This is a genomic window from Actinomadura harenae (genome assembly GCF_003696215.1).
Lineage (GTDB): Bacteria > Actinomycetota > Actinomycetes > Streptosporangiales > Streptosporangiaceae > Spirillospora > Spirillospora harenae.
The window spans coordinates 31,035-49,161 of sequence record NZ_RFFG01000008.1 but is presented as its reverse complement, the minus strand read 5'-3'; the positions used below and the strand labels follow the sequence as shown (position 1 = coordinate 49,161).

The window sequence follows — 18,127 nt, the reverse complement described above, 5'->3', positions numbered from 1 at the left end:
GAGACCTGGCGGGGGGAGGCGTGGGCAACGGATTTACGATCGGGGGATGCGGATTGATCTTGTGGCGCTGGTGGTCGACGAGTACGACCCGGCGATCGAGTTCTTCACCGGGGTGCTCGGGTTCGAACTGGTGGAGGACACTCCGGCGCTCACGAACGACGGGCGGCCGAAGCGGTGGGTGGTGGTCCGTCCGCCGGGCGGCGGGACGGGGCTGCTGCTCGCGCGCGCGGACGGGGAGCGGCAGAAGGCCGTGGTCGGGGACCAGGCCGCCGGGCGGGTCGGGTTCTTCCAGTGGGTGGACGACTTCGACGCGGCGTACGAGCGGATGGTCGCGGCGGGGGTGCGGTTCGTGTCGGAGCCGCGGGACGAGCCGTACGGGCGGGTCGCGGTGTTCCTCGACATCGCCGGGAACCGCTGGGACCTGCTCGGGGAGGCGGACGGGTAGGCGACCCGCCCGCCCCGGCCGAGGCGTCAGTTCGTGCGGATCAGGAGCTTGCCGATGGTGCCGCGTCCGGCGAGGTCGCGGTGGGCCTGCGCGGCGTCCTCGAGCGCGTACTCGGCGTGGACGCGGATCTTCAGCTGTCCCAGGAACGCCCAGTCGAGCAGGTCGCGGTAGCGGAAGCGGAGCTCGTCCGGGTCGGCGACGAAGTCGTTGAGGGTGGGACGGGTGAGCTTGACCGAGCCCGCGGCGGCGAGGCGCATCGGGTCGACCGGCGGGACGGGCCCGCTCGCCCCGCCGAACAGGACGAACGTGCCCCGCCGGCGCAGGGACGCGAGCGAGCGGTCGAAGGTGCTCTGCCCGACCCCGTCGTAGACGGCGTGGACGCCGAGCCCGCCGGTCAGGTCGCGGACGCGGCCGTCGAACCCGTCGTAGCCGACCAGGACGTGGTCGGCGCCCGCCTCGCGGGAGATCTCCGCCTTCTCGTCGGTCGAGACCGTGGTGATGACGGTCGCGCCGAGGATCTTCGCGACCTGCGTCAGGACGAGCCCGGTGCCGCCCGCCCCGGCGTGGATCAGGACGGTCTCCCCCTTGCGGATCGGGTGCGAGTCGGTCGCGAGGTAGTGGGCGGTCAGGCCCTGGAGGGGGAGGGCCGCGGCCTGCGCGTCGTCCACGCCGTCCGGGACGGGCAGCAGGCGCGCGGCCGGGGCGACCAGGTGCCGCGCGTACGAGCCGGGGACGCTCTCCCAGGCGACGCGGTCGCCGGGCTCGACCTCGGTGACGCCCTCGCCGACGGCGACGACGCGTCCGGAGCCCTCGCTGCCGGGCACGTACGGCAGCTCCATGGGGTAGCGGCCCTCGCGCTGGTAGATGTCGAGGAAGTTGACCCCGGCGTAGGCGGTCTCGACGATCGCCTCACCCGGTCCGGCCTCGGACGGCACGTCCACCCGCTCGGGCCGCAGGACCTCGGGTCCGCCCTGCTCGCGGATCACGATCGCCGTCGATTCCATGTGCCACTCCCCAGTTCTCGCGCCGTTGTGTCCCTTCACCGGGCAAACCCGCGGCGAAGGCTGGTCATTCCGATCGGAATGATCAACGTTCCACGATCCCACGAAGCTCCCGTCCGGGAGTGAAGCGCGGTCCTGGGTGGGTATGTGTGCCTATGTGTGGTGGCTGGGGGGCCTCAGCCCGCGGCGGCGCTGGTACGTCGGCGGGATGACGGCGCTCGCCGTCGTGGTCGTCCTGGTCGTCGCCGGACGGCTCACGCTCGCCCGCGCCGTGCGGCACGCCGGGCCCGCCGCCGACCAGTCCGCGCCCGGCCCGGTCGTGCTCGTGCCCGGCTACGGCGGCGGGACGGACGGCCTGGCCGCCCTCGCGATGCGCCTCGAACGCCTGGGACGCCGCACCGCGATCGTCGTCCCGCCCGGCGACGGCACCGGTGACCTGCGGAAACAGGCGAGCGTGCTGGACAAGAAGGTGAACGCCCTGCTGCGCGGCGGCGCGCCCTCGGTGGACGTCGTCGGCTACTCGGCGGGCGGCGTCGTCACGCGGCTGTGGGCGCGCGACCACGACGGCGCGCACAAGGCCCGGCGGATCGTCACGCTCGGCTCCCCGCACCAGGGCGCGGACGTCTCGGCGGCGGGCGCGGCGCTGTCGCCCGGCGCGTGCCCGGTCGCGTGCCAGCAGCTCGTCCCGGGCAGCGCGCTGCTGCGCAAGCTGGGCCACCGCGTCGGCGACCGGCCCGAGTGGATGTCGGTGTGGACGACTCGCGACCAGGTCGTCACGCCGCCCGGGTCCGCCCGCCTGGACGGCGCGGTCAACGTCGTCCTCCAGCAGGTCTGCCCGGACGCCGCCGCCGGTCACGACGACCTGCCGTCCGACCCGCTCGTGGACGGCATCGTCCTGCGCGCGCTCGGCGGCGACCCGATGACGGCCCCCGCGCCGTCCGACTGCGCGTCCCTCCGCGCGCCCGGATCGTGAAGCGCCCGGATCGTGACGCGCCCGGATCGTGACGCGCGCGGTCAGGCGGTGATGTCGCGGGTGGCGAAGTTGGCCCAGGCGGCGGCGAGGAACACCGCCACGTAGACGGCCTGGAGCGCGAGGCCGCGCCCGATGTCGTGCCAGAGGACCGGGGCGCGGAAGAAGTCGATCCAGGCGAGCCAGTACCGCGTGGGCAGGTAGGGGTGGACGGACGCCGCCGCGTCCAGCGACACGAGGATCTGGCTGGTCACCAGGGCGGCGAGCGCGCCGAGGGCCGCGCCGAGCGGCGAGTCCGTCACCGTGGACAGGAACAGCGCGATCGCGCCGACGCCGAGCATCGACACCCCGACGTAGAGCATCGCGCACGCCAGCCGCAGCAGCACCTGCGGCGTGGTCAGGCCCGTCCCGGACATCGAGGTCACCAGGCTCGCGCCGGTCACCGCCGAGGCGGGCTTCGCGCCGAACACCGCGATCCCGACCGCGTACGAGCTGACCGTCACCGCGACCACCGCGACCAGGACGAACCCGGTGAGCGCGGCGAGCTTGGCGACCAGCAGCCGCGTCCGTCCGACGGGACGGAGCAGCAGGTAGCGCAGCATCCCCGAGCCCGCCTCGCCCGCGACCGCGTCCCCGCCGACGACCGCGACCGACACGGGCAGGAACAGCGGCAGCACCATCGCGAGCGCCGCCGCCGGGTACAGCGTCCCGTTCGACAGGACGGCCGCCAGGAACGCGGGGCCCTGCCCGGCGGGCGGCGCGACCTTCGTGACGCCGAGGAACGCCGCGACGAGCCCGGGCAGCCCGCACAGCAGGAGCAGCGACACCCACGTCCGGGGCCGCCGCAGCATCTTCACCAGCTCGGTCCGGATCACGCGCCCTCCCCGGCCGGACGGTCGAAACGGTCGGCGCTCGCTCCGGTCAGGGACAGGACGACCTCCTCCAGCGTCCGCCGCTGCGGGCGGATCTCGGCGACCCGCATCCCGTCCGCGACGAGCCGCGTGTTCAGCTCTGCGGCGTCCGGGGCCTTGACCAGCAGCCGGTCGCCGTCGCGGTGCTCGACGAGGCCGTCCAGCAGGACGGCGGCGCGCGCCGCGTCCGGGGTGCGGACCTCGACCAGCCCGGTCGGCGCGCGCAGGTCGGCCATGTCCCGCTGGAGGACGAGCCGTCCCCGGTCCATCACGCCGACGCGCGTGCACAGCTCCTCGACCTCGCCGAGCAGGTGGCTGCACAGCAGGATCGTCGTGCCGTCGTCGTTCAGCGCGCGCAGCAGGTCGCGGATCTCGCGGATGCCGCGCGGGTCCAGGCCGTTGGTCGGCTCGTCCAGGATCAGCAGCGCCGGGTCGTGCAGGAGCGCGGCGGCGAGGCCGAGCCGCTGCCGCATGCCGAGCGAGTACGCCTTGACCGGACGGTCGTCCACACCGCCGAGCCCGACCCGTTCGAGGGCCTCACCGACGCGGCGGCGGCGCGTCCGCCGGGACCCGCGTCCCGGCCCGGACGCGTCGAGCAGCGCCAGGTTCGCGCGCCCGGACAGGTGCCCGTACGCGCCCGGCCCCTCGACCATCGCGCCCACGCGCGGCAGCACCTCGCCGGTGCGGCGCGGGATCGGCCGGCCCATCACCTCGATCTCCCCGGACGTCGCGAACACCAGCCCGAGCAGCATCCGGACCAGCGTCGTCTTGCCCGACCCGTTCGGCCCGAGCAGCCCGTACCGGTCGCCCTCGCCGACCGCGAGGTCCACGTCCCGGACGGCCACGACGCGCCCGTACCGCTTGGTCAGCCCCCGCGTCGCGATCATGACGCGAGCTCCCCGGCGGCGGCCGTCAGAACCTCGGGCCGGACGGCCCCGACCAGCAGGAACGTCGGCCCGGCGTCGGAGTGGAAGAGCATCGCGTTCAGCAGCGGCGTGGTCAGCATGAGGTACTCGCCGCCGCGTCCGCGCGGCGGCCGCAGCGGGGTGAGCGCCGCGCCCGCCTCCTGCGCCGCGCCCACCAGCTGCTGCCCGTACCGGGGCGGCAGCGGCGCGACCGCGAGCGATCCGAACCCGCCCGCGTACCCCCGGATGCTCGCGACGGACGCCGTCCCGGGGAGGGCCTCGCGTCCGGTGAGCCGGTCCGGCAGCCGCAGGTTCGTGAACGTGACCAGCCGGGACAGCAGGTCGGGCGCGTCGACCGTGCCGCGCGGGAGGCCGCGCGCCGGACGCGGCGCGACGTCCTTCGCGGCCGGGCGCTTCGGCGCGAACTCCAGGAACCGCGTGGTCAGCGCCGGACGCGCCGTCCCGCGCGACACCACGCGCACCTCCAGCGGCACGCCCGTGGACGGGTCGCTCCACACGTCCACCGCGCCGACCGTCGTGTCCGGGTCGGCGGCGGTGACGCGGAGGCCGTCGGCCGACCGTCCGGCGACACGGCGCGGCTTCAGGGTGGTCAGCTTGTCCTGCGCGCGCACGAGCTTCAGCAGGCGGCGCGCCAGCGCGGGCGGTGTCAAGTCGGTCGCGTTGGGCAGTCGCACGGCGGGATGCCCGGCGATGCGCGTGTACTGGTTCTGCTCGTAATCCCAGATGTCGAAGCTGTCGCCGTTGGACAGGTAGTCGCGCTCGCCGGTCGTGGACAGTTCGGCGAGCCGCCAGCGGCGCGTCCCGTCGTACCAGGAACGCATGCGGGACGTGCCGTGCAGTGGGCCGGTCGCCTCGTCCAAGCCGGGAAGGTCGGGAAGGCCGAGCGAGCCGGTGACCTCTATGAGCCCCTCGTGCGCGCGCGCTCCGGACCCGAGTACGCGCCGCACCAGCTCCGCCGGTTTCAACCCCGAGGACGACGCGGGTAAGGCGGAGAGCACGATCGGCGTGGCACAGAGCAATGCCACGAACGCCACCACCACAGCCCAGCGACACCGGGTCGCGCGACGGACCACGCTCACGTCAGCGAGCGTACGCGGCCCATCCTGATTTGCGTCAGTTCGTCCCAGGCGTGCTGTCGTTCCCCGCCAGGATCAGAGGTCGAGGCTCCCGCTGTTGTTGTTGATCTGGACGACCTTCTGCGCCGACCCGTAGAAGTTGTTGGAGTACGACGCCCGCGGCTGCGCCTGGACGGCGGCGCGCAGCGTCTCCAGCTCGCGCCAGAGCTCCTGGTTCGCCTCCGCCGCCTGCCGGATCAGCGCCTCCAGGGCCTCGGCCTCCCGGCGCACCTCGGGGTCGGCCTCGGCCGCGCGCCGGATCACGCCCGAAAGGGCCCGCGCCTTCTCCGGCCCCTCCGGTGCCTCCTCGGCCTTCGCGAGCTCCTCGTCGTCCTTGAACCGGCCCCGGATCAGGGCGTACAGCTGCCTGGTCCCGTTCCGCACGGGGTCGCCCGCCATCTCGACGGCCTTCCCCGTCGCGGCGGTCAGAACGGCGATCGTGATCGGATCCATCAGGAGCTCCCCGGGCCGGGTTCGAAGGGCCGTCAGGACGACGGCGCACCGACTCCATCATGCCCGTCCCCGCCCGGACGCGAATCGGTGTACGTTTCCGGCGGAGCGGTCGGAAACCCTTGCGGGAAAGGGGCTCGCGTGCGCGAAGGCGGCGACAACACCTTCACCGGGGACGCGCAGAAGGTCATCCAGATCGGCACCTTCAACGAGGCGCGGCCGGACTGGGACACCCCCTGGCAGGCGCCCGGCCCGGCCGACCTGTTCGTCGACCGCTCGGACGCCCTGGAGGAGCTCCTCGACTTCGCCAGCGACGCGACGGCGCAGCCGCGCACGGCCGTCGTCACCGGACCGCCCGGCGTCGGACGGCGCGCGCTCGTCCGCCGCTTCGCGTTCCGGACGCGCGACCGCTTCCCCGGCGGCAACCTGTACGTGGACGCCGCCGACCACGGCGCGGACGCCGACCCGTTCGTCCTGCTGGGCGAGTACCTCACCGGCTACGGCCTGACCTCGCGGTGGATGCCGTCGACGATCCCCGGACGCGTCGGGCAGCTCCGCACGCGCTCGGCGGGCCGCGCGACGCTCGCCATCGTCGAGAACGCCGCCGATCCCGCGCTGGTGCGGCGGCTCAAGCCGTCCGCGCCCGGCAGCCTCGTCCTGGTCACCCCGGCGCCGGGCGCCGACCTGGGCGAACTCCGCCTGGACGGCGCGCGCTCGGTCGACCTCGGGCGGCTCGCCGACGAGGACGCCCTCGACCTGCTGACCGCGCTCTGCGGCCTCGCCCCGGACGGCCCGCCCGCCACGCGGATCGTGGCGCTGTGCGGTGGGCTGCCCCTCGCGCTCCGTGTGGTCGCCGCGCAGATCGCGGCCCTGCACGACCGGACGGTGGACGATCTGGTCGCCGAACTGGCCGACGAGGGCCGCCGGTTGCCGGCGCTGTCCCTGGGGGAGGAACCGCTAGTGTCCGCCGCTTTCACCACGGTCTACGACAACCTCCCCGACCCCGTCCGCCTCCTGTACCGGCGGCTCGCGCTGATCCCCGGCCCCGACTTCGCCGCCGGCACCGCCGCCGTCGCGGCGTCCCTCGACGTGGACGCCGCACGGCGCGGCCTCACGGCTCTCGCGGCCGCCTCCCTGCTGGAACGACGTGCCGGTGGGCGCTACGCCTTCCACGACCTGGTCCGCGTCCACGCGCGCGAGCGCGCGCACGAGGAGGAAACACCGGAGCAGCGCGAAACCGCCGTCCACGAACTCGTCCGCCATCACCTGGCGACGGCGGCGTTCGCCGACCACGTCCTCATGGGGACCCGGACGCGCGTCGCCGACCTTCGCGACCTCCTCGCCTCGCGCGCCGACCCGTTCCGCGCGGACGGCCCGAAGGAGGACGACCCGAAGGAGGCCAAGCGAAAGGCGCTGGCCTGGCTGGACGCCGAACGCGCCGGGCTGGTCGCGGTCGTCGGGGCCGCGCGCGAGCGGGGCTGGCACACCGAGACCTGGCAGCTCGCCGAGGTCCTGACCGGCTACTACCTCAACCACCGGCACCTCGCGGACTGGGCCGCGACCAGCGGTCTCGGCGCGCGGTCGGCGCGCGAGTCCGGCGCCGTCCTCGCCGAGGCGCGCCTGCGCTCGCTGGTCTCGCGCGCCCACACCGACCTGGGCGACCACGCCCGGGCGGCCGAGGAACTGGACACCGCGATCCGGCTCGCCGACCAGGCCCTGCGCGACGCCGAGGGACACCCCGGGTCGGCCGATTCCGCGCGGGCGCGGATCCTGCTCGCGTCGGCGTGGGAGTTCCGGGGCAGGCTGCTCGACCTCACCGATCCGCAGGCCGCGCTGGACGCCTACGACCGCTCGTACGCCCTGAACCGGGAGGCGGGGGAGTGGCGCGGCGTCGCCCTCGTCCGCTACTTCCGAGGCCGGACCCTTCACGCCCTCGCCGACGGGAAGTCCACCGTGGAGTCGGACGGGCTCCGTCGTCAGGCCGCCGGTGAGCTGGACGCGGCGCTCGCGCACTTCCGGTCGATCGGCGACACGCGGATGGCCTCGCGCGTGCTGATCGCGCTCGGGGGGCTGCACGCCGACGGCGGCGACGCCGCGACGGCGATCGGGTTGCTCGAAGAGGCCGCCGCCGCGCTGGACGGTGTCCACTACGAGGCCGAGGCGAGGCTGCTGCTGGCCGGCCTCGCGGACGATCCGGACGCCGCGCGCGAGCACCTGCGGCGGGCGCTCGCGATCTACCGGGACGCGGGCGACCCCCGGGCCGACGACATCGCGCGGCGCCTTACCGAAGGGTGACGGTCACCTCACCTGTCGGCAAGACGAATCTTCCCTCCAAGGGAGCGCCCGCGCGGACGCACGTGTAGACGGCCGCCGCCGCGAGCGTCGGATCGTCCGTCCCGGCGACGTGAAGAAGACGGCCGTCGCGGTGGCCGACCATGCAGCCGCCCTCCGCCGTCACCGTCGCGGCGAGCAGCCGGGCGTCGTCCGCCAGCCGCCCCCGGACCCAGGACGCGTCCCCCGGCAGCCGCCTGACCAGCACCGACGCGTTCCAGAACGAGGCGCGGTCGCGTTCGTCCTCGGCGACCGAGCGGTGGTGGAAGGCGTCCGGGACGGGCGGCGGCCCCTGCGGAACGCCGATCGGGAAACGCCACAGCGCGATGCGCCCGGGCGCGGTCGGCCGCGTGTGCACGTGGAAGGAACGCGGCCGGACGACCGGTTCCGGAACCGGATCCTCGAAGGCGCGCACCGCCGCCGGAAACTCCGGAGGATCAAGACCGAGGCGTGAGTACAGCAGCGCGCGCAGCGCCTCGGCAGCTTGTCCCCGGTGATCGAAGACGTCCGCCGCGATCCCGGAGACCGGGCCGCCGGCCAGCGCCTTCTCGATCTGCGGCAGCAGCGGGAGCCGGACGTCCAGGCGCGGCGCGCGGCGGGACAGCTCGTCCGGCGGCGTGCCCGGGACGGCCGTCGTCGGCCCCGGCGGCCCGAGCAGCACCGGACGGTCGAGCGCCGCGCCGTACAGCGTGACCGAGCCGTGGTCGCCCACGACCAGGTCGGACGCGACCAGCGACGCCTGCCATCCGGCGCGCGGCGGGATCCGGACCAGCCCGGCGTCCGACGCGTCCGCGAGGACCTGGCCGACCTTCGCCGGGCCGTGCCGGCTCGCGATGTTCGGATGCGTCACGACCGCGACCGCGTACTCGTCCGCCGGGAGCGCGCCGAGCAGCCGGGCGGGCAGGTCCGGGACGCGGCCGAGCAGCGAGTCCGCCGCCCACGTGGACGTCACGACGAGCAGCCGCCGCCCCTCCGCGACCCCGAGCGCGGCGCGGTAGTACTCGCGCAGCGGCAGGCTCGCCCGCATCCGGTCGAACGCCGCGTCACCGACGGTCACGCACCGGTCCGCCGCGTCCGGATGGGCGTCCTGCAGGGCCTCGGCCTGCGCGTCGTGCGAGGTCACGAGGGACACGTCACGTCCGCGCAGGTACCGGTCCGGGACGACCCCGGAGACGCGCGTGCCGCCCGCCGTGTCCGGGACGATCTTGTGGAAGCCGATCCCGTGCGGCAGGACGACCACCGGGACGTCCGCGCGGAACCGGGACAGATCGACGTTCTCGCTCGCGGTCAGGACCAGGTCGCAGGCGAGGTCCCCGGCGTCCGCCCACGGGACGCGCCGCCAGCCCGCCGCGCGCACCAGCTCCTCGGCGCCGTCGAAGAACGCGGTGCCGTCGTCGAACGCGAACAGCACGTCCACACGGGGATCGCCGCGGAACACCGCCAGCGCGTCCAGCAGCCGGACGGCCGAGGTGTAGGTGCGCCCGACCGCGAGGACGAGCCGCTCCCCGGGCCAGGTCCCCCAGCGCCCGCGCTCGCCTGGATCCCACCGCGAGGCGACCTCGTCAGCGCCCACGGCCACGGGAACCGTCGCACCGCAGGTCAGAGGGCCCGAGCGCTCCTAATCCTCGCGAGGTCGCGAGGTCGCGAGGTCGCGAGGTCGCGAGGTCGGCCGCTTCTCAGGATAGGCACGGTTCTTCCGGAGGACGGGGAGGACGCCGGGAAGGGCATGGTTCGTCGAACTGTGCGGAGTTTACTGGCGGTTCAGCGCCCGGCTCACCCCCGCGACCGTCGTGGACGCCAGCGTCCACCCGGCCAGGATCAGCCCGTACGCGAGCCACTGGTACCCGCCGTGCGGCGCGAACCGGTCCTCCTGGCCGAGGCTGATGATCGGCAGCAGCAGGTCCAGCGCGTAGGCGAACGCGTTGAACGGCGGATGCTCGTCCGCCTTCAGCGGCGGCGGATGGTGCAGCGCGAACACCGTCGCGCCGACCGCCCACAGCGCGGCCAGCCACGCCGCCGCGCGCAGCGGACGGTACCCGTACCCGATCGTCCAGTCCTGGAGGTACCCCCAGGCGCGGCCGTACCAGGGCAGCGTCCGCCGGTAGTGCCGCTGCTTCGCGATCTGGACGTTCCGGGCGGCCTTCTCGTCCCCGATCCGCCGGTAGAACGCCGCGAGCTGCTCGTACGAGTGCGGCACGTACCCGTCCCGGTCCCGCTGGAACACCTCGATGCGGGCGAGCGCGGGCAGCCGCGGCGTCAGCGCGGCGTAGCTCAGCCCGTCCAGGCTCACCTTCTCCGGCCACACCCGCGGCGGGATGTTCAGCAACCGCAGGGACGAGCGGCGCAGGCTCACCTCCCCGACGACCGGCTCGGCGTCCTTGAACCAGACCTCGCCGATGTCGCAGCCGCTGGCCCGCAGCGCGACGTCGCCCGGGTTCGACAGCCGCGAGCGCGTGAGGTTGAGCTGCCCGCCGATGGTCGCGCCGCGCAGGTTGACCCGCCCGTCCGCGCGCAGCAGCCTGCCCCGGACGTCGCCCGCGACCGTCGCCATCGTGGCGTCCAGGACGGTGTGTCCCGGACGGGTCAGGACGGCCTCCTCCAGGTTCAGCGACCCGCCGATCCGCGCCCCGACCAGCCTGAACCGGCCGTGCACCTGGAGGCCGGGAGCCCACACGTCGTCGGTGAGCGTCGCGTGGTTGAGATGCAGGGCGCTCTTGCCGGCCGTGCTCCCCGGCGTCCCGAGCCGCGCGCGTTCCATGAACAGGACGCCGCCGATGTTCGCGCCGCCGAGCTCGATCGGACCCGGGACGACCGCGTCGGTGATCCGCAGGACGCCGGACACCCGGATCGTCGCCGCCTCCAGCCCCGGCAGGAACGACCGGCTCAGGTTCACCTGCCGGAAGTGCCCGCCGTACAGGTTCGGGACGTCGTCGAAGTGGCATCCCCACAGCCGGATCGCGTGCTCGACGGTCGCGTACCGCAGGTTCAGCCGCCCGGTGATCCGGGCGCCGCTCACGCGCAGCGCCGCGATCTCACCGTCCCGTGCCGGGCCGTCCAGCAGCAGGGCCCGCAGGACCCGCGCCCGGACGGTCCGCTCCGGCCCCCACGAGGCCCCGGACGACGCGTCCTCGTCCGGGGAGGCGCGGAAGTCGACCTCCCTGCCCAGCGCGAACGCCTGCCAGACCCGCCGTTCCGCCCCGGACAACTCGCTCCGCCGCACGCCGCCGCCTTCCACAGGAACCCCCTTGGTGACATGGACGACCTACCGGACACCGCCGTTCCGTGCCCCAGGGTCCGGGCACGCGAAAAATCCCCGTGCCGTCCGGCAGGGGATTCAGGGGGCCGCGCACTCCCGGGGGCCGGCCGTGTTCCCCGGGGCCGTCCGTCGCGGGACGGGCCCCGGGGGCCGCTTCAGGAAGCGGACTTCTCCTCGTCCGACGCGGGCTTCGCGGAGCCCAGAGGGGCGGCGGTCTGCTCGGACTCGTGGTCCTGGCGGCCCTGGGACGGCCAGGTGTCGAGCCGGGTGCGGCGGGGATTGGCCAGCGCGGAGCTCATCGTTGTCGTCGTCCTCCCATGGTCCCGTCCGCCGCCCGCGTGGTTCGCCGGCGGTGGGACGGAAGTGAGTACAGCGAACAGATTTTCGCGGATGACCCCGTCCATACCGCAATTTGGTCTAGACCTGCGGTCCCCGGGAGTTCGGACAAACTTGATCATTTAGGTATCGACCGGCGGGAGGCCGCTCCCTAGGCTCGACCCCGACGACCCACCCACAGTGACCGACCGACAGCTACCGACCACAGTGACGACGTGAGCGAGGACGAGCATGACCACCGCCCCGGAGGTCCCCGACATCCTGTCGCCGGAGTTCGCGGCCGACCCCTACGCCGCCTACTCCGCCTACCGGGAGAAGGCGCCGCTGCTGTGGCACGAGCCCATGCAGAGCTACATCGTCTCCCGTTACGAGGACGTCTCCCGCGTCTTCAAGGACCCGGTGTTCACCACGGCCAACTACGACTGGCAGCTCGAACCCGTCCACGGCCGGACGATCCTCCAGCTCAGCGGGCGTGAGCACGCCGTCCGCCGCGCCCTCGTCGCCCCCGCCTTCCGGGGCAGCGAGCTCGAGTCCCGCTTCCTGCCGGTCATCGAGCGCAACTCCGCCGAGCTCGTCGACGCCTTCCGCCGGGACGGACGCGTCGACCTCGTCGCGCAGTACTCCACGCACTTCCCGGTCCGCGTCATCGTCGACATGCTCGGCCTGGACCGCGCCGACCACGCCCGGTTCCACCGGTGGTACACCTCGATCATCGCGTTCCTCGGCAACCTCACCCAGGACCCCGAGGTCGCCGCGGCGGGCGAGCGCACCCGCGTCGAGCTGGCCGAGTACATGATCCCGATCGTCCGGGAGCGGCGCGCGAACCCCGGCGACGACCTGCTGTCCGCGCTCTGCGCCGCCGAGATCGACGGCACGGCCATGAGCGACGAGGACATCAAGTCGTTCGTCTCGCTACTGCTCGCCGCCGGCGGCGAGACCACCGACAAGGCGATCTCCGCCGTCTTCGCGAACCTGCTCACCCACCCCGGGCAGCTGGACGCCGTCCGCGAGGACCGCTCGCTGATCCCGCGCGCGTTCGCCGAGACGCTCCGCTTCACCCCGCCCGTCCACATGATCATGCGCCAGCCGTCCGAGGACGTCGAGATCGCCGGCGGCACCATCGAGGCGGGCAGGACCGTCACCGCCCTCATCGGCGCCGCCAACCGCGACCCGGACCGCTACGCGAACCCGGACGCGTTCGACATCTTCCGCGACGACCTCTCCGCGGACACCGCCTTCTCGGCCGCCGCCGACCACCTGGCCTTCGCGCTCGGCCGCCACTTCTGCGTCGGCGCGCTCCTCGCCAAGACCGAGGTCGAGGTCGGCGTGAACCAGCTCCTGGACGCCATGCCGGACGTCCGCCTCGCCGACGGCCACACCCCCACGGAACAGGGCCTCTTCACCCGAGGCCCCGCCGAGCTCCCCCTGGTCTTCACCCGCTGAGACGAACCGGGGGCGCACCGGTCAGTGGAGGGGCGCCCCCGGGTTCAGGGGAGGTCGAGCGGGAGGTCGGTGGTGGCGGTGAACTTCACGGGGAGGGAGTAGAGGCCGCGCATCCAGACCGACGGACGCCATTCGAGGGCCTCCGGGGCGACGGAGAGCTCCATGTCCGGGAGGCGGTCGAGCAGGACCTCCACGGCGGTCTTCGCGATGACCTCGGCCAGTTCCGGGGCCGGGAACGGGCAGCCGTGCTCGCCGTGGCCGAACGACATGTGCGCGCGGTTGGCGACCGGGCCGCCGAACTCGCGGGGCGTGACGCCGGGGTCGCGGTTGGCGGCCGCGAGGCCGAGGACGAGCAGGTCCCCGCGGCGGACGCGCTGGTCGCCGAGCTGGCAGTCGTGGACGGCCCAGCGCCCGATGAAGTTCTGCGTCGGGGTGTCCTCCCAGAGCACCTGGTTGAGGGCGTGGGAGGCGCTGCCGCGGCCGCCCTGCATGGTGTTGGAGAACTTGTCGTCCACCAGCATCAGGCGCAGGGCGTTGCCGATCCAGTTGCCGGTCGGCTGCTGCGCGGCGGCCATGACGATGAGCAGGTCGATGACGACCTCGTCGTCGGTGAGGTCCGCCGGGTGCGCGAGGAGCCGGGACGGGACGTCCGAACCGGGCTCGCGGTGCTTGTCGGCGACCAGCCGCACCATCCGCGCGTGGATCCGCTGGTGCGCGGCGACCGGGTCGGAGTCGACGTCGAGGGAGTCCGCGACGTCCTTGACCAGGGTCGGGATGTCCGCCTCGGGGAGGCCGAACAGGCGCGCGACGACGTGCAGCGGGATCTGGTGGGAGTACTGCTCGATCAGGTCCGCGTGCCCGTACCCGGCGAACGTGTCGACGAGCCGGTCGGCGACCTGGCCGACCGTCATGCCGAGCTCGGTCCGGTCGAACGCGTCCAGGGCGTCGCCGACCGCGCCCGCGCGGCGCTGGTGCTCGGCGCCCTCGGCGAACATGATGGACGGCGTCCAGCCCACGTACGGCATCAGCGGCCAGTCCTCCGGGATCATGTCCCAGGCGTTCCAGCGGCGGCAGTCGCGCGCGAACAGCTGCGGGTTCGCCGTGACGTGGTGCACCTCGCGGTAGCCGAGGACGAACCACGCCGGGACGTCGCCGTCCAGCAGGATCGGCACGACCGGCCCGTACCGCTCGCGCAGCGACCGGTACAGCTCGGCCGGGTCGTCGGCGATCGTCGGCCCGTACAGCCGGACGGGCTCCGGGCGCGCCGCGGCGTCCGGCGCCGGACCGGCCGGGACGCCGGACTCGGGGGCGGGGTCGGTCATCGCGCGTCCTCTCCGGCGGGAAGGTCGTGCAGCCTGGTCAGGTGGTGGACGAGCTCGATCAGCACGGTCTTGCTGGACTCGCGGAGCCGCGCGTCGCACTCGATGAGCGGGACGTGCCCGTCCAGGTCGAGCGCGGCGCGCACCTTCGCCAGCGACGGCCCGCGCTCGGCGAACCGGTTCACCGCCACCACGAACGGCATGCGGTGGTGCTCCAGCCGGTCGATGGCGTACCAGGAGTCCTCGATGCGGCGGGTGTCGACCAGGACGACCGCGCCGAGGCTGCCGGAGAACAGCTGGTCCCACAGGAACCAGAACCGCTGCTGCCCGGGAGCGCCGAACAGGTACAGCACCTGCCGGTCGTTGAGCGTGATGCGGCCGAAGTCGAACGCCACGGTCGTGGTCGTCTTCTCGGGGACGGCGCCGGCCTCGTCGATGCCCTCGCCCGCCCGCGTCATCAGCTCCTCGGTCGACAGCGGGCGGATCTCGCTCACCGACCCGACCATCGTGGTCTTGCCGACGCCGAACCCGCCCACGACGACGATCTTCAGCCCGTCGGAGGCGGTGCCGCGCAGCGGGGTCTCCGCCAGGGGCGGGGCGGCGGGCGGGTCAGAGGTTGTGGAGTCCAACGAGCACCTGCTTCAGGGTTTCCAGGTCGGGGAGTTGCTCGGGTTCGGGGGCCGAGACCGGGTGGCGGACGGTGATGCGGCCGTCCGCCAGCATGTCGCGCAGCAGGATCCGCACCACGCTGACCGGCAGCGCCAGGTGCGCCGACAGCTCGACGACCGCGACCGGGGTGTCGCGGCAGAGCCGCAGGATCCGCACCTGCTCCGACGACATGCCGGGGAGCGGGCCGATCTCGGCGACGACGAGCGCCACCAGGTCGAGGGACGCGTCGCGGCGTCCCCCGGTGATGGTGAAGTACCGGTCCGGGTCCTCCTGCTCGTGCCGCCGGGCGCTCATCGCCGCGCCGTGTGCCGGGGCGGGGCGGTCAGGTACGAGCCCATCTGCTCGACCAGCTCGTTCATGGAGTGGCCGACCAGGCCGACGTCGGCGTCCTCGGTGGCGACGACCGCCAGGTGCGCGCCCTCCCCGGCCGGGACGATCAGCAGCAGGCCGCCGGCGAACTCCAGCATGGACTGGCCCACGCCGAGGCCGGTGCCGAACTCGGCGGACGCGCTCAGCGAGAGGCTCTGCACGCCCGCCGCGACGGCGGACAGCTGGTCGGCCCGGTCGACGTCCAGGTCGCCGGTGAAGCAGATCTTCAGCCCGTCCTTGGACAGCACCAGCACGTGCCGCACCCCGGGGGTGCGGTCGCGCAGTCCGTCGAGCAGCCAGCTCAGGTCGCGTTCTTCGGAACTCATCGGGATCGCGGGGGGAACGCCACGGGACGTCCGCCCCTGCCTCCAATCTGTTGTGCCGGGCGGACCCGGGGATGTCCGCCGTGCGGGCGCTGGGGTGCGGGGACGGTCACGACCGCTCCCGGTCCGGCTCCGGAGCCGGGGCGTCCGGCGGGGTGGACGCCCCGCCACCGGACGCCGACGAGGCCCGCCCATCGGCGCCCCCCTCCGCGACCGGCGCGCCGTCCTCCACGGACGTCTCGCCGTGCGCGGGGGACCCGCCATCGGTCTCGTCGTGCGCGGAGGATTCGTCGTGCGTGGGGGACTCGGTGTGGGTGGAGGGCTCGGCGTCGTGCGTGAGTGCTTCGTCGAGGGGAGCGGTGACCTGGGTGGACGCCTGGTCGTGCGGCTGGTCGTGCGGCTGGTCGTGCTGCAGGTCGTGCGGCTGGTCGTGCGGCGGGGTGCCGTCCGGTGCCGGGGCGGGGGTCGGGGGCTCGGGGGCCTGGAGGCCGCCGGTGTCGCGGGCGACCGTGCGGGGGCCGCCGGTGGCCGACCGGAACGCGGCGAACCGCTGGCCGGGGGCGGGGCGCCCGTCGCCGCGTCCGACCTCGGCCATGACCGGGTCGGGGGAGGCGCGCAGGGTCTCGCCGCGGCGGCGCTGCGGCAGGTCGAACGCGTCGTCCGCCTCGCTCGCCTCGGTGGAGAGCGGCGCGCTGGAGAGCGGCGCGGTGGGGAGCGGCGCGGTGGGGAGCGGCGCGCGGGACGGCTCGGCCGGGGGTGGGGGCATGGTGGACGCCGCGGACAGCAGCTCCTCGGGCGTGTCCGGGGCGGTGTCCAACCCGCGTGGGAGGTCGGTGGGAAGTCCGGTGCCCGCGAGGGGCGGGCGGGACGAGCCGTCCCACGGTTCGCGCAGCTCGGGCGGGAGGAGGTCCTGGCGGGGCTGGGTGACCAGCTGGCGGGGGACCAGGACGATGGCGGCGGTGCCGCCGCGCGAGGACGGGCGGAAGCTGATCCGCAGGGCGTGCTTGGCGGCGAGGCGGCCGACGACGGCGAGGCCGAGGCGGGTGCCGGGCAGCGCGGTCAGGTCGGACGGCTCGTTCACCAGGCGCTCGGCGCGGGCGCGTTCGCGCTGCCGCATGCCGAGGCCGCTGTCCTCGATGGTGACGACGATCCCGGCGTCCTCCTCCTCGACGTACACGTGCACGTCGGTGTTGGCGGCGGAGAAGGACGCGGCGTTGTCCATGAGCTCGGCGAGGCAGTGCATGACGCCCTCGGCGGCGTAGCCCGCGATCGCCGACGTCGTGGTGAAGTGCAGCTTGACGCGGCGGTAGTCGTGGATGCGTCCCATCGCGCCGCGCAGGATCGACTCCATGACGATCGGCTTGGTCCAGCGGCGGCCGGAGCGCCCGCCCGCGAGCAGCGCGATGGAGTCGGCGATGCGCCCGGCCTGGGACACCTCGTGGTCGATGTCGAGCAGGTCGTGGAAGACCGGGTCGTCGCCGTAGCGGTGCTCGAGGTCGCGCAGGTCGCCGAGGAGGCGGGTGCAGGCGGCCTGGATGCGGGCGGCGGCGTTCGCGCAGGACATCATCGCGGCGGCGCTGCCGCGTTCCCCGGTGGCGAGGTCGTCGACGACGCGGGCGAGCAGGCGGCGCAGCTGCGGGGACTCGGGCTCGCCGACCTCGGGCAGCAGGGTCTCGGGTCCGGCGCGGTCCCGGCGGATGCGCTCGACGATCACCGGCATGGCCTCGCCGACGAGCCGGTCGACCTCCCGGTCGAGGCCGTCGACGACGGCCAGCGCGCTCGCGGCCTCGCGCTGCCGGGCGGCGGCGTCGAGCGCGGTGATCTGCAGGACGCGGCGCAGCGCCGGGTCCGCGGGCGGCAGGATCTCGCCGAGCGCGGTGTCGGCGGGCGCGCCGGAGCCGACCCGGTGCAGCAGCGCGGGCAGCGTGGAGTCGGCGACCTCGGCGATCTGCCGTTCCAGGGACGCCGCGCCGCCCGTCTCGGACCGGACGCTCTCGCGGACGCGGGCGGCGAGCGCGGCGTAGTAGGCGGCGACGGCGATCGTCGCGCAGAGTGTCAGCGCGGCCGCGCCGCCCGCCCACGCGACGAGCGGCCGGAGCTCGTCCCCGGCCTTGAAGACGCCGTACAGCCAGGCCGCGCCGAACACGACGACGGCGACGAGCCACACCGCGAGGGCGCGTTCCAGCGGGGCGTGGTCACCCCTGCGACCAGCGGGGACGGGTGCTGACATGGATCGGGTCCTCGGGGGGCGGGGTCAGGCGGA

At 74.4% G+C, this 18,127-nt stretch carries 17 protein-coding genes; 4 read left to right on the top strand and 13 right to left on the bottom strand.

All coding sequences use genetic code 11. The features are described 5' to 3' along the window. The first annotated feature begins 46 nt into the window (after positions 1-46). Positions 47-445, top strand: coding sequence for a VOC family protein (locus tag EBO15_RS06350; RefSeq protein WP_122193360.1), 399 nt, complete (start codon positions 47-49; stop codon positions 443-445). Positions 446-471: 26 nt separating this feature from the next. Here the strand turns inward: EBO15_RS06350 and EBO15_RS06345 are convergent, their stop codons facing one another. Beyond that, positions 472-1,449, bottom strand: coding sequence for a quinone oxidoreductase family protein (locus EBO15_RS06345; RefSeq protein WP_122193359.1), 978 nt, complete (start codon positions 1,447-1,449; stop codon positions 472-474). 142 nt (positions 1,450-1,591) lie between these two features. Between EBO15_RS06345 and EBO15_RS06340 the strand changes: the two genes are divergently transcribed. Then, positions 1,592-2,419 (top strand): esterase/lipase family protein, encoded by an 828-nt coding sequence (locus EBO15_RS06340; RefSeq protein WP_122193358.1) that lies wholly within the window; start codon positions 1,592-1,594, stop codon positions 2,417-2,419. A 41-nt stretch (positions 2,420-2,460) separates the two neighbouring features. Here EBO15_RS06340 and EBO15_RS06335 read toward each other — a convergent pair whose 3' ends face one another. From EBO15_RS06335 to EBO15_RS06320, 4 genes are all read right to left on the bottom strand, one after another. After that, positions 2,461-3,291: an ABC transporter permease gene (locus tag EBO15_RS06335; RefSeq protein WP_122193357.1), complete on the bottom strand. Its 831-nt coding sequence runs from the start codon at positions 3,289-3,291 to the stop codon at positions 2,461-2,463. Next, a complete protein-coding gene (locus EBO15_RS06330) occupies positions 3,288-4,214 on the bottom strand; it encodes an ABC transporter ATP-binding protein (RefSeq protein WP_122193356.1) in 927 nt (308 codons plus the stop codon). Before EBO15_RS06330 ends, EBO15_RS06335 begins: the two co-directional genes overlap by 4 nt. Then, entirely contained in the window at positions 4,211-5,200 is a 990-nt protein-coding gene (locus EBO15_RS06325) for a hypothetical protein (protein ID WP_147481393.1), read from the bottom strand. Before EBO15_RS06325 ends, EBO15_RS06330 begins: the two co-directional genes overlap by 4 nt. Positions 5,201-5,404: 204 nt before the next feature. Next, positions 5,405-5,821 (bottom strand): hypothetical protein, encoded by a 417-nt coding sequence (locus EBO15_RS06320; RefSeq protein ID WP_122193354.1) that lies wholly within the window; start codon positions 5,819-5,821, stop codon positions 5,405-5,407. A gap of 138 nt (positions 5,822-5,959) precedes the next feature. On the opposite strand from EBO15_RS06320, the gene EBO15_RS06315 reads away from it, so the two are divergent. Then, positions 5,960-8,113: a hypothetical protein gene (locus EBO15_RS06315; RefSeq protein WP_122193353.1), complete on the top strand. Its 2,154-nt coding sequence runs from the start codon at positions 5,960-5,962 to the stop codon at positions 8,111-8,113. On the opposite strand, the gene EBO15_RS06310 is transcribed toward EBO15_RS06315, so the two are convergent. The 3 genes from EBO15_RS06310 to EBO15_RS45135 form a co-directional block, all read right to left on the bottom strand. Further along, positions 8,100-9,722: a hypothetical protein gene (locus tag EBO15_RS06310; RefSeq protein ID WP_147481392.1), complete on the bottom strand. Its 1,623-nt coding sequence runs from the start codon at positions 9,720-9,722 to the stop codon at positions 8,100-8,102. The two genes, EBO15_RS06315 and EBO15_RS06310, sit on opposite strands and share 14 nt — an antisense overlap. 177 nt (positions 9,723-9,899) lie before the next feature. Beyond that, a complete protein-coding gene (locus tag EBO15_RS45810) occupies positions 9,900-11,369 on the bottom strand; it encodes a membrane-associated oxidoreductase (protein ID WP_122193452.1) in 1,470 nt (489 codons plus the stop codon). Positions 11,370-11,560: 191 nt separating this feature from the next. Further along, entirely contained in the window at positions 11,561-11,704 is a 144-nt protein-coding gene (locus tag EBO15_RS45135) for a hypothetical protein (RefSeq protein ID WP_199744359.1), read from the bottom strand. Between the two features lie 268 nt (positions 11,705-11,972). Between EBO15_RS45135 and EBO15_RS06300 the strand changes: the two genes are divergently transcribed. After that, positions 11,973-13,184 carry a cytochrome P450 gene (locus EBO15_RS06300; protein ID WP_122193351.1) on the top strand — a complete coding sequence of 404 codons (1,212 nt, stop codon included), beginning with the start codon at positions 11,973-11,975 and terminating at the stop codon, positions 13,182-13,184. Between the two features lie 44 nt (positions 13,185-13,228). Here the strand turns inward: EBO15_RS06300 and EBO15_RS06295 are convergent, their stop codons facing one another. From EBO15_RS06295 to EBO15_RS06275, 5 genes are all read right to left on the bottom strand, one after another. Continuing rightward, positions 13,229-14,506: a cytochrome P450 gene (locus EBO15_RS06295; RefSeq protein ID WP_122193350.1), complete on the bottom strand. Its 1,278-nt coding sequence runs from the start codon at positions 14,504-14,506 to the stop codon at positions 13,229-13,231. Beyond that, a complete protein-coding gene (locus EBO15_RS06290) occupies positions 14,503-15,132 on the bottom strand; it encodes a GTP-binding protein (RefSeq protein ID WP_122193349.1) in 630 nt (209 codons plus the stop codon). Before EBO15_RS06290 ends, EBO15_RS06295 begins: the two co-directional genes overlap by 4 nt. Then, positions 15,113-15,466 (bottom strand): DUF742 domain-containing protein, encoded by a 354-nt coding sequence (locus tag EBO15_RS06285; protein ID WP_122193348.1) that lies wholly within the window; start codon positions 15,464-15,466, stop codon positions 15,113-15,115. Before EBO15_RS06285 ends, EBO15_RS06290 begins: the two co-directional genes overlap by 20 nt. Next, positions 15,463-15,867, bottom strand: coding sequence for a roadblock/LC7 domain-containing protein (locus tag EBO15_RS06280; RefSeq protein ID WP_122193347.1), 405 nt, complete (start codon positions 15,865-15,867; stop codon positions 15,463-15,465). The genes EBO15_RS06285 and EBO15_RS06280 overlap by 4 nt, the downstream gene beginning before the upstream one ends. Before the next feature lie 106 nt (positions 15,868-15,973). Next, positions 15,974-18,094 (bottom strand): sensor histidine kinase, encoded by a 2,121-nt coding sequence (locus EBO15_RS06275; RefSeq protein ID WP_147481391.1) that lies wholly within the window; start codon positions 18,092-18,094, stop codon positions 15,974-15,976. Between the last annotated feature and the right edge of the window lie 33 nt (positions 18,095-18,127).

Coding starts and splice junctions, on each gene's coding strand:
- EBO15_RS45135 (WP_199744359.1), bottom strand. CDS start 11,704: ATGAGCTCCGCGCTGGCCAATCCCCGCCGCACCCGGCTCGACACCTGG.
- EBO15_RS06275 (WP_147481391.1), bottom strand. CDS start 18,094: ATGTCAGCACCCGTCCCCGCTGGTCGCAGGGGTGACCACGCCCCGCTG.
- EBO15_RS06295 (WP_122193350.1), bottom strand. CDS start 14,506: ATGACCGACCCCGCCCCCGAGTCCGGCGTCCCGGCCGGTCCGGCGCCG.
- EBO15_RS06345 (WP_122193359.1), bottom strand. CDS start 1,449: ATGGAATCGACGGCGATCGTGATCCGCGAGCAGGGCGGACCCGAGGTC.
- EBO15_RS06340 (WP_122193358.1), top strand. CDS start 1,592: ATGTGTGCCTATGTGTGGTGGCTGGGGGGCCTCAGCCCGCGGCGGCGC.
- EBO15_RS06280 (WP_122193347.1), bottom strand. CDS start 15,867: ATGAGTTCCGAAGAACGCGACCTGAGCTGGCTGCTCGACGGACTGCGC.
- EBO15_RS06300 (WP_122193351.1), top strand. CDS start 11,973: ATGACCACCGCCCCGGAGGTCCCCGACATCCTGTCGCCGGAGTTCGCG.
- EBO15_RS06285 (WP_122193348.1), bottom strand. CDS start 15,466: ATGAGCGCCCGGCGGCACGAGCAGGAGGACCCGGACCGGTACTTCACC.
- EBO15_RS06350 (WP_122193360.1), top strand. CDS start 47: ATGCGGATTGATCTTGTGGCGCTGGTGGTCGACGAGTACGACCCGGCG.
- EBO15_RS06320 (WP_122193354.1), bottom strand. CDS start 5,821: ATGGATCCGATCACGATCGCCGTTCTGACCGCCGCGACGGGGAAGGCC.
- EBO15_RS06330 (WP_122193356.1), bottom strand. CDS start 4,214: ATGATCGCGACGCGGGGGCTGACCAAGCGGTACGGGCGCGTCGTGGCC.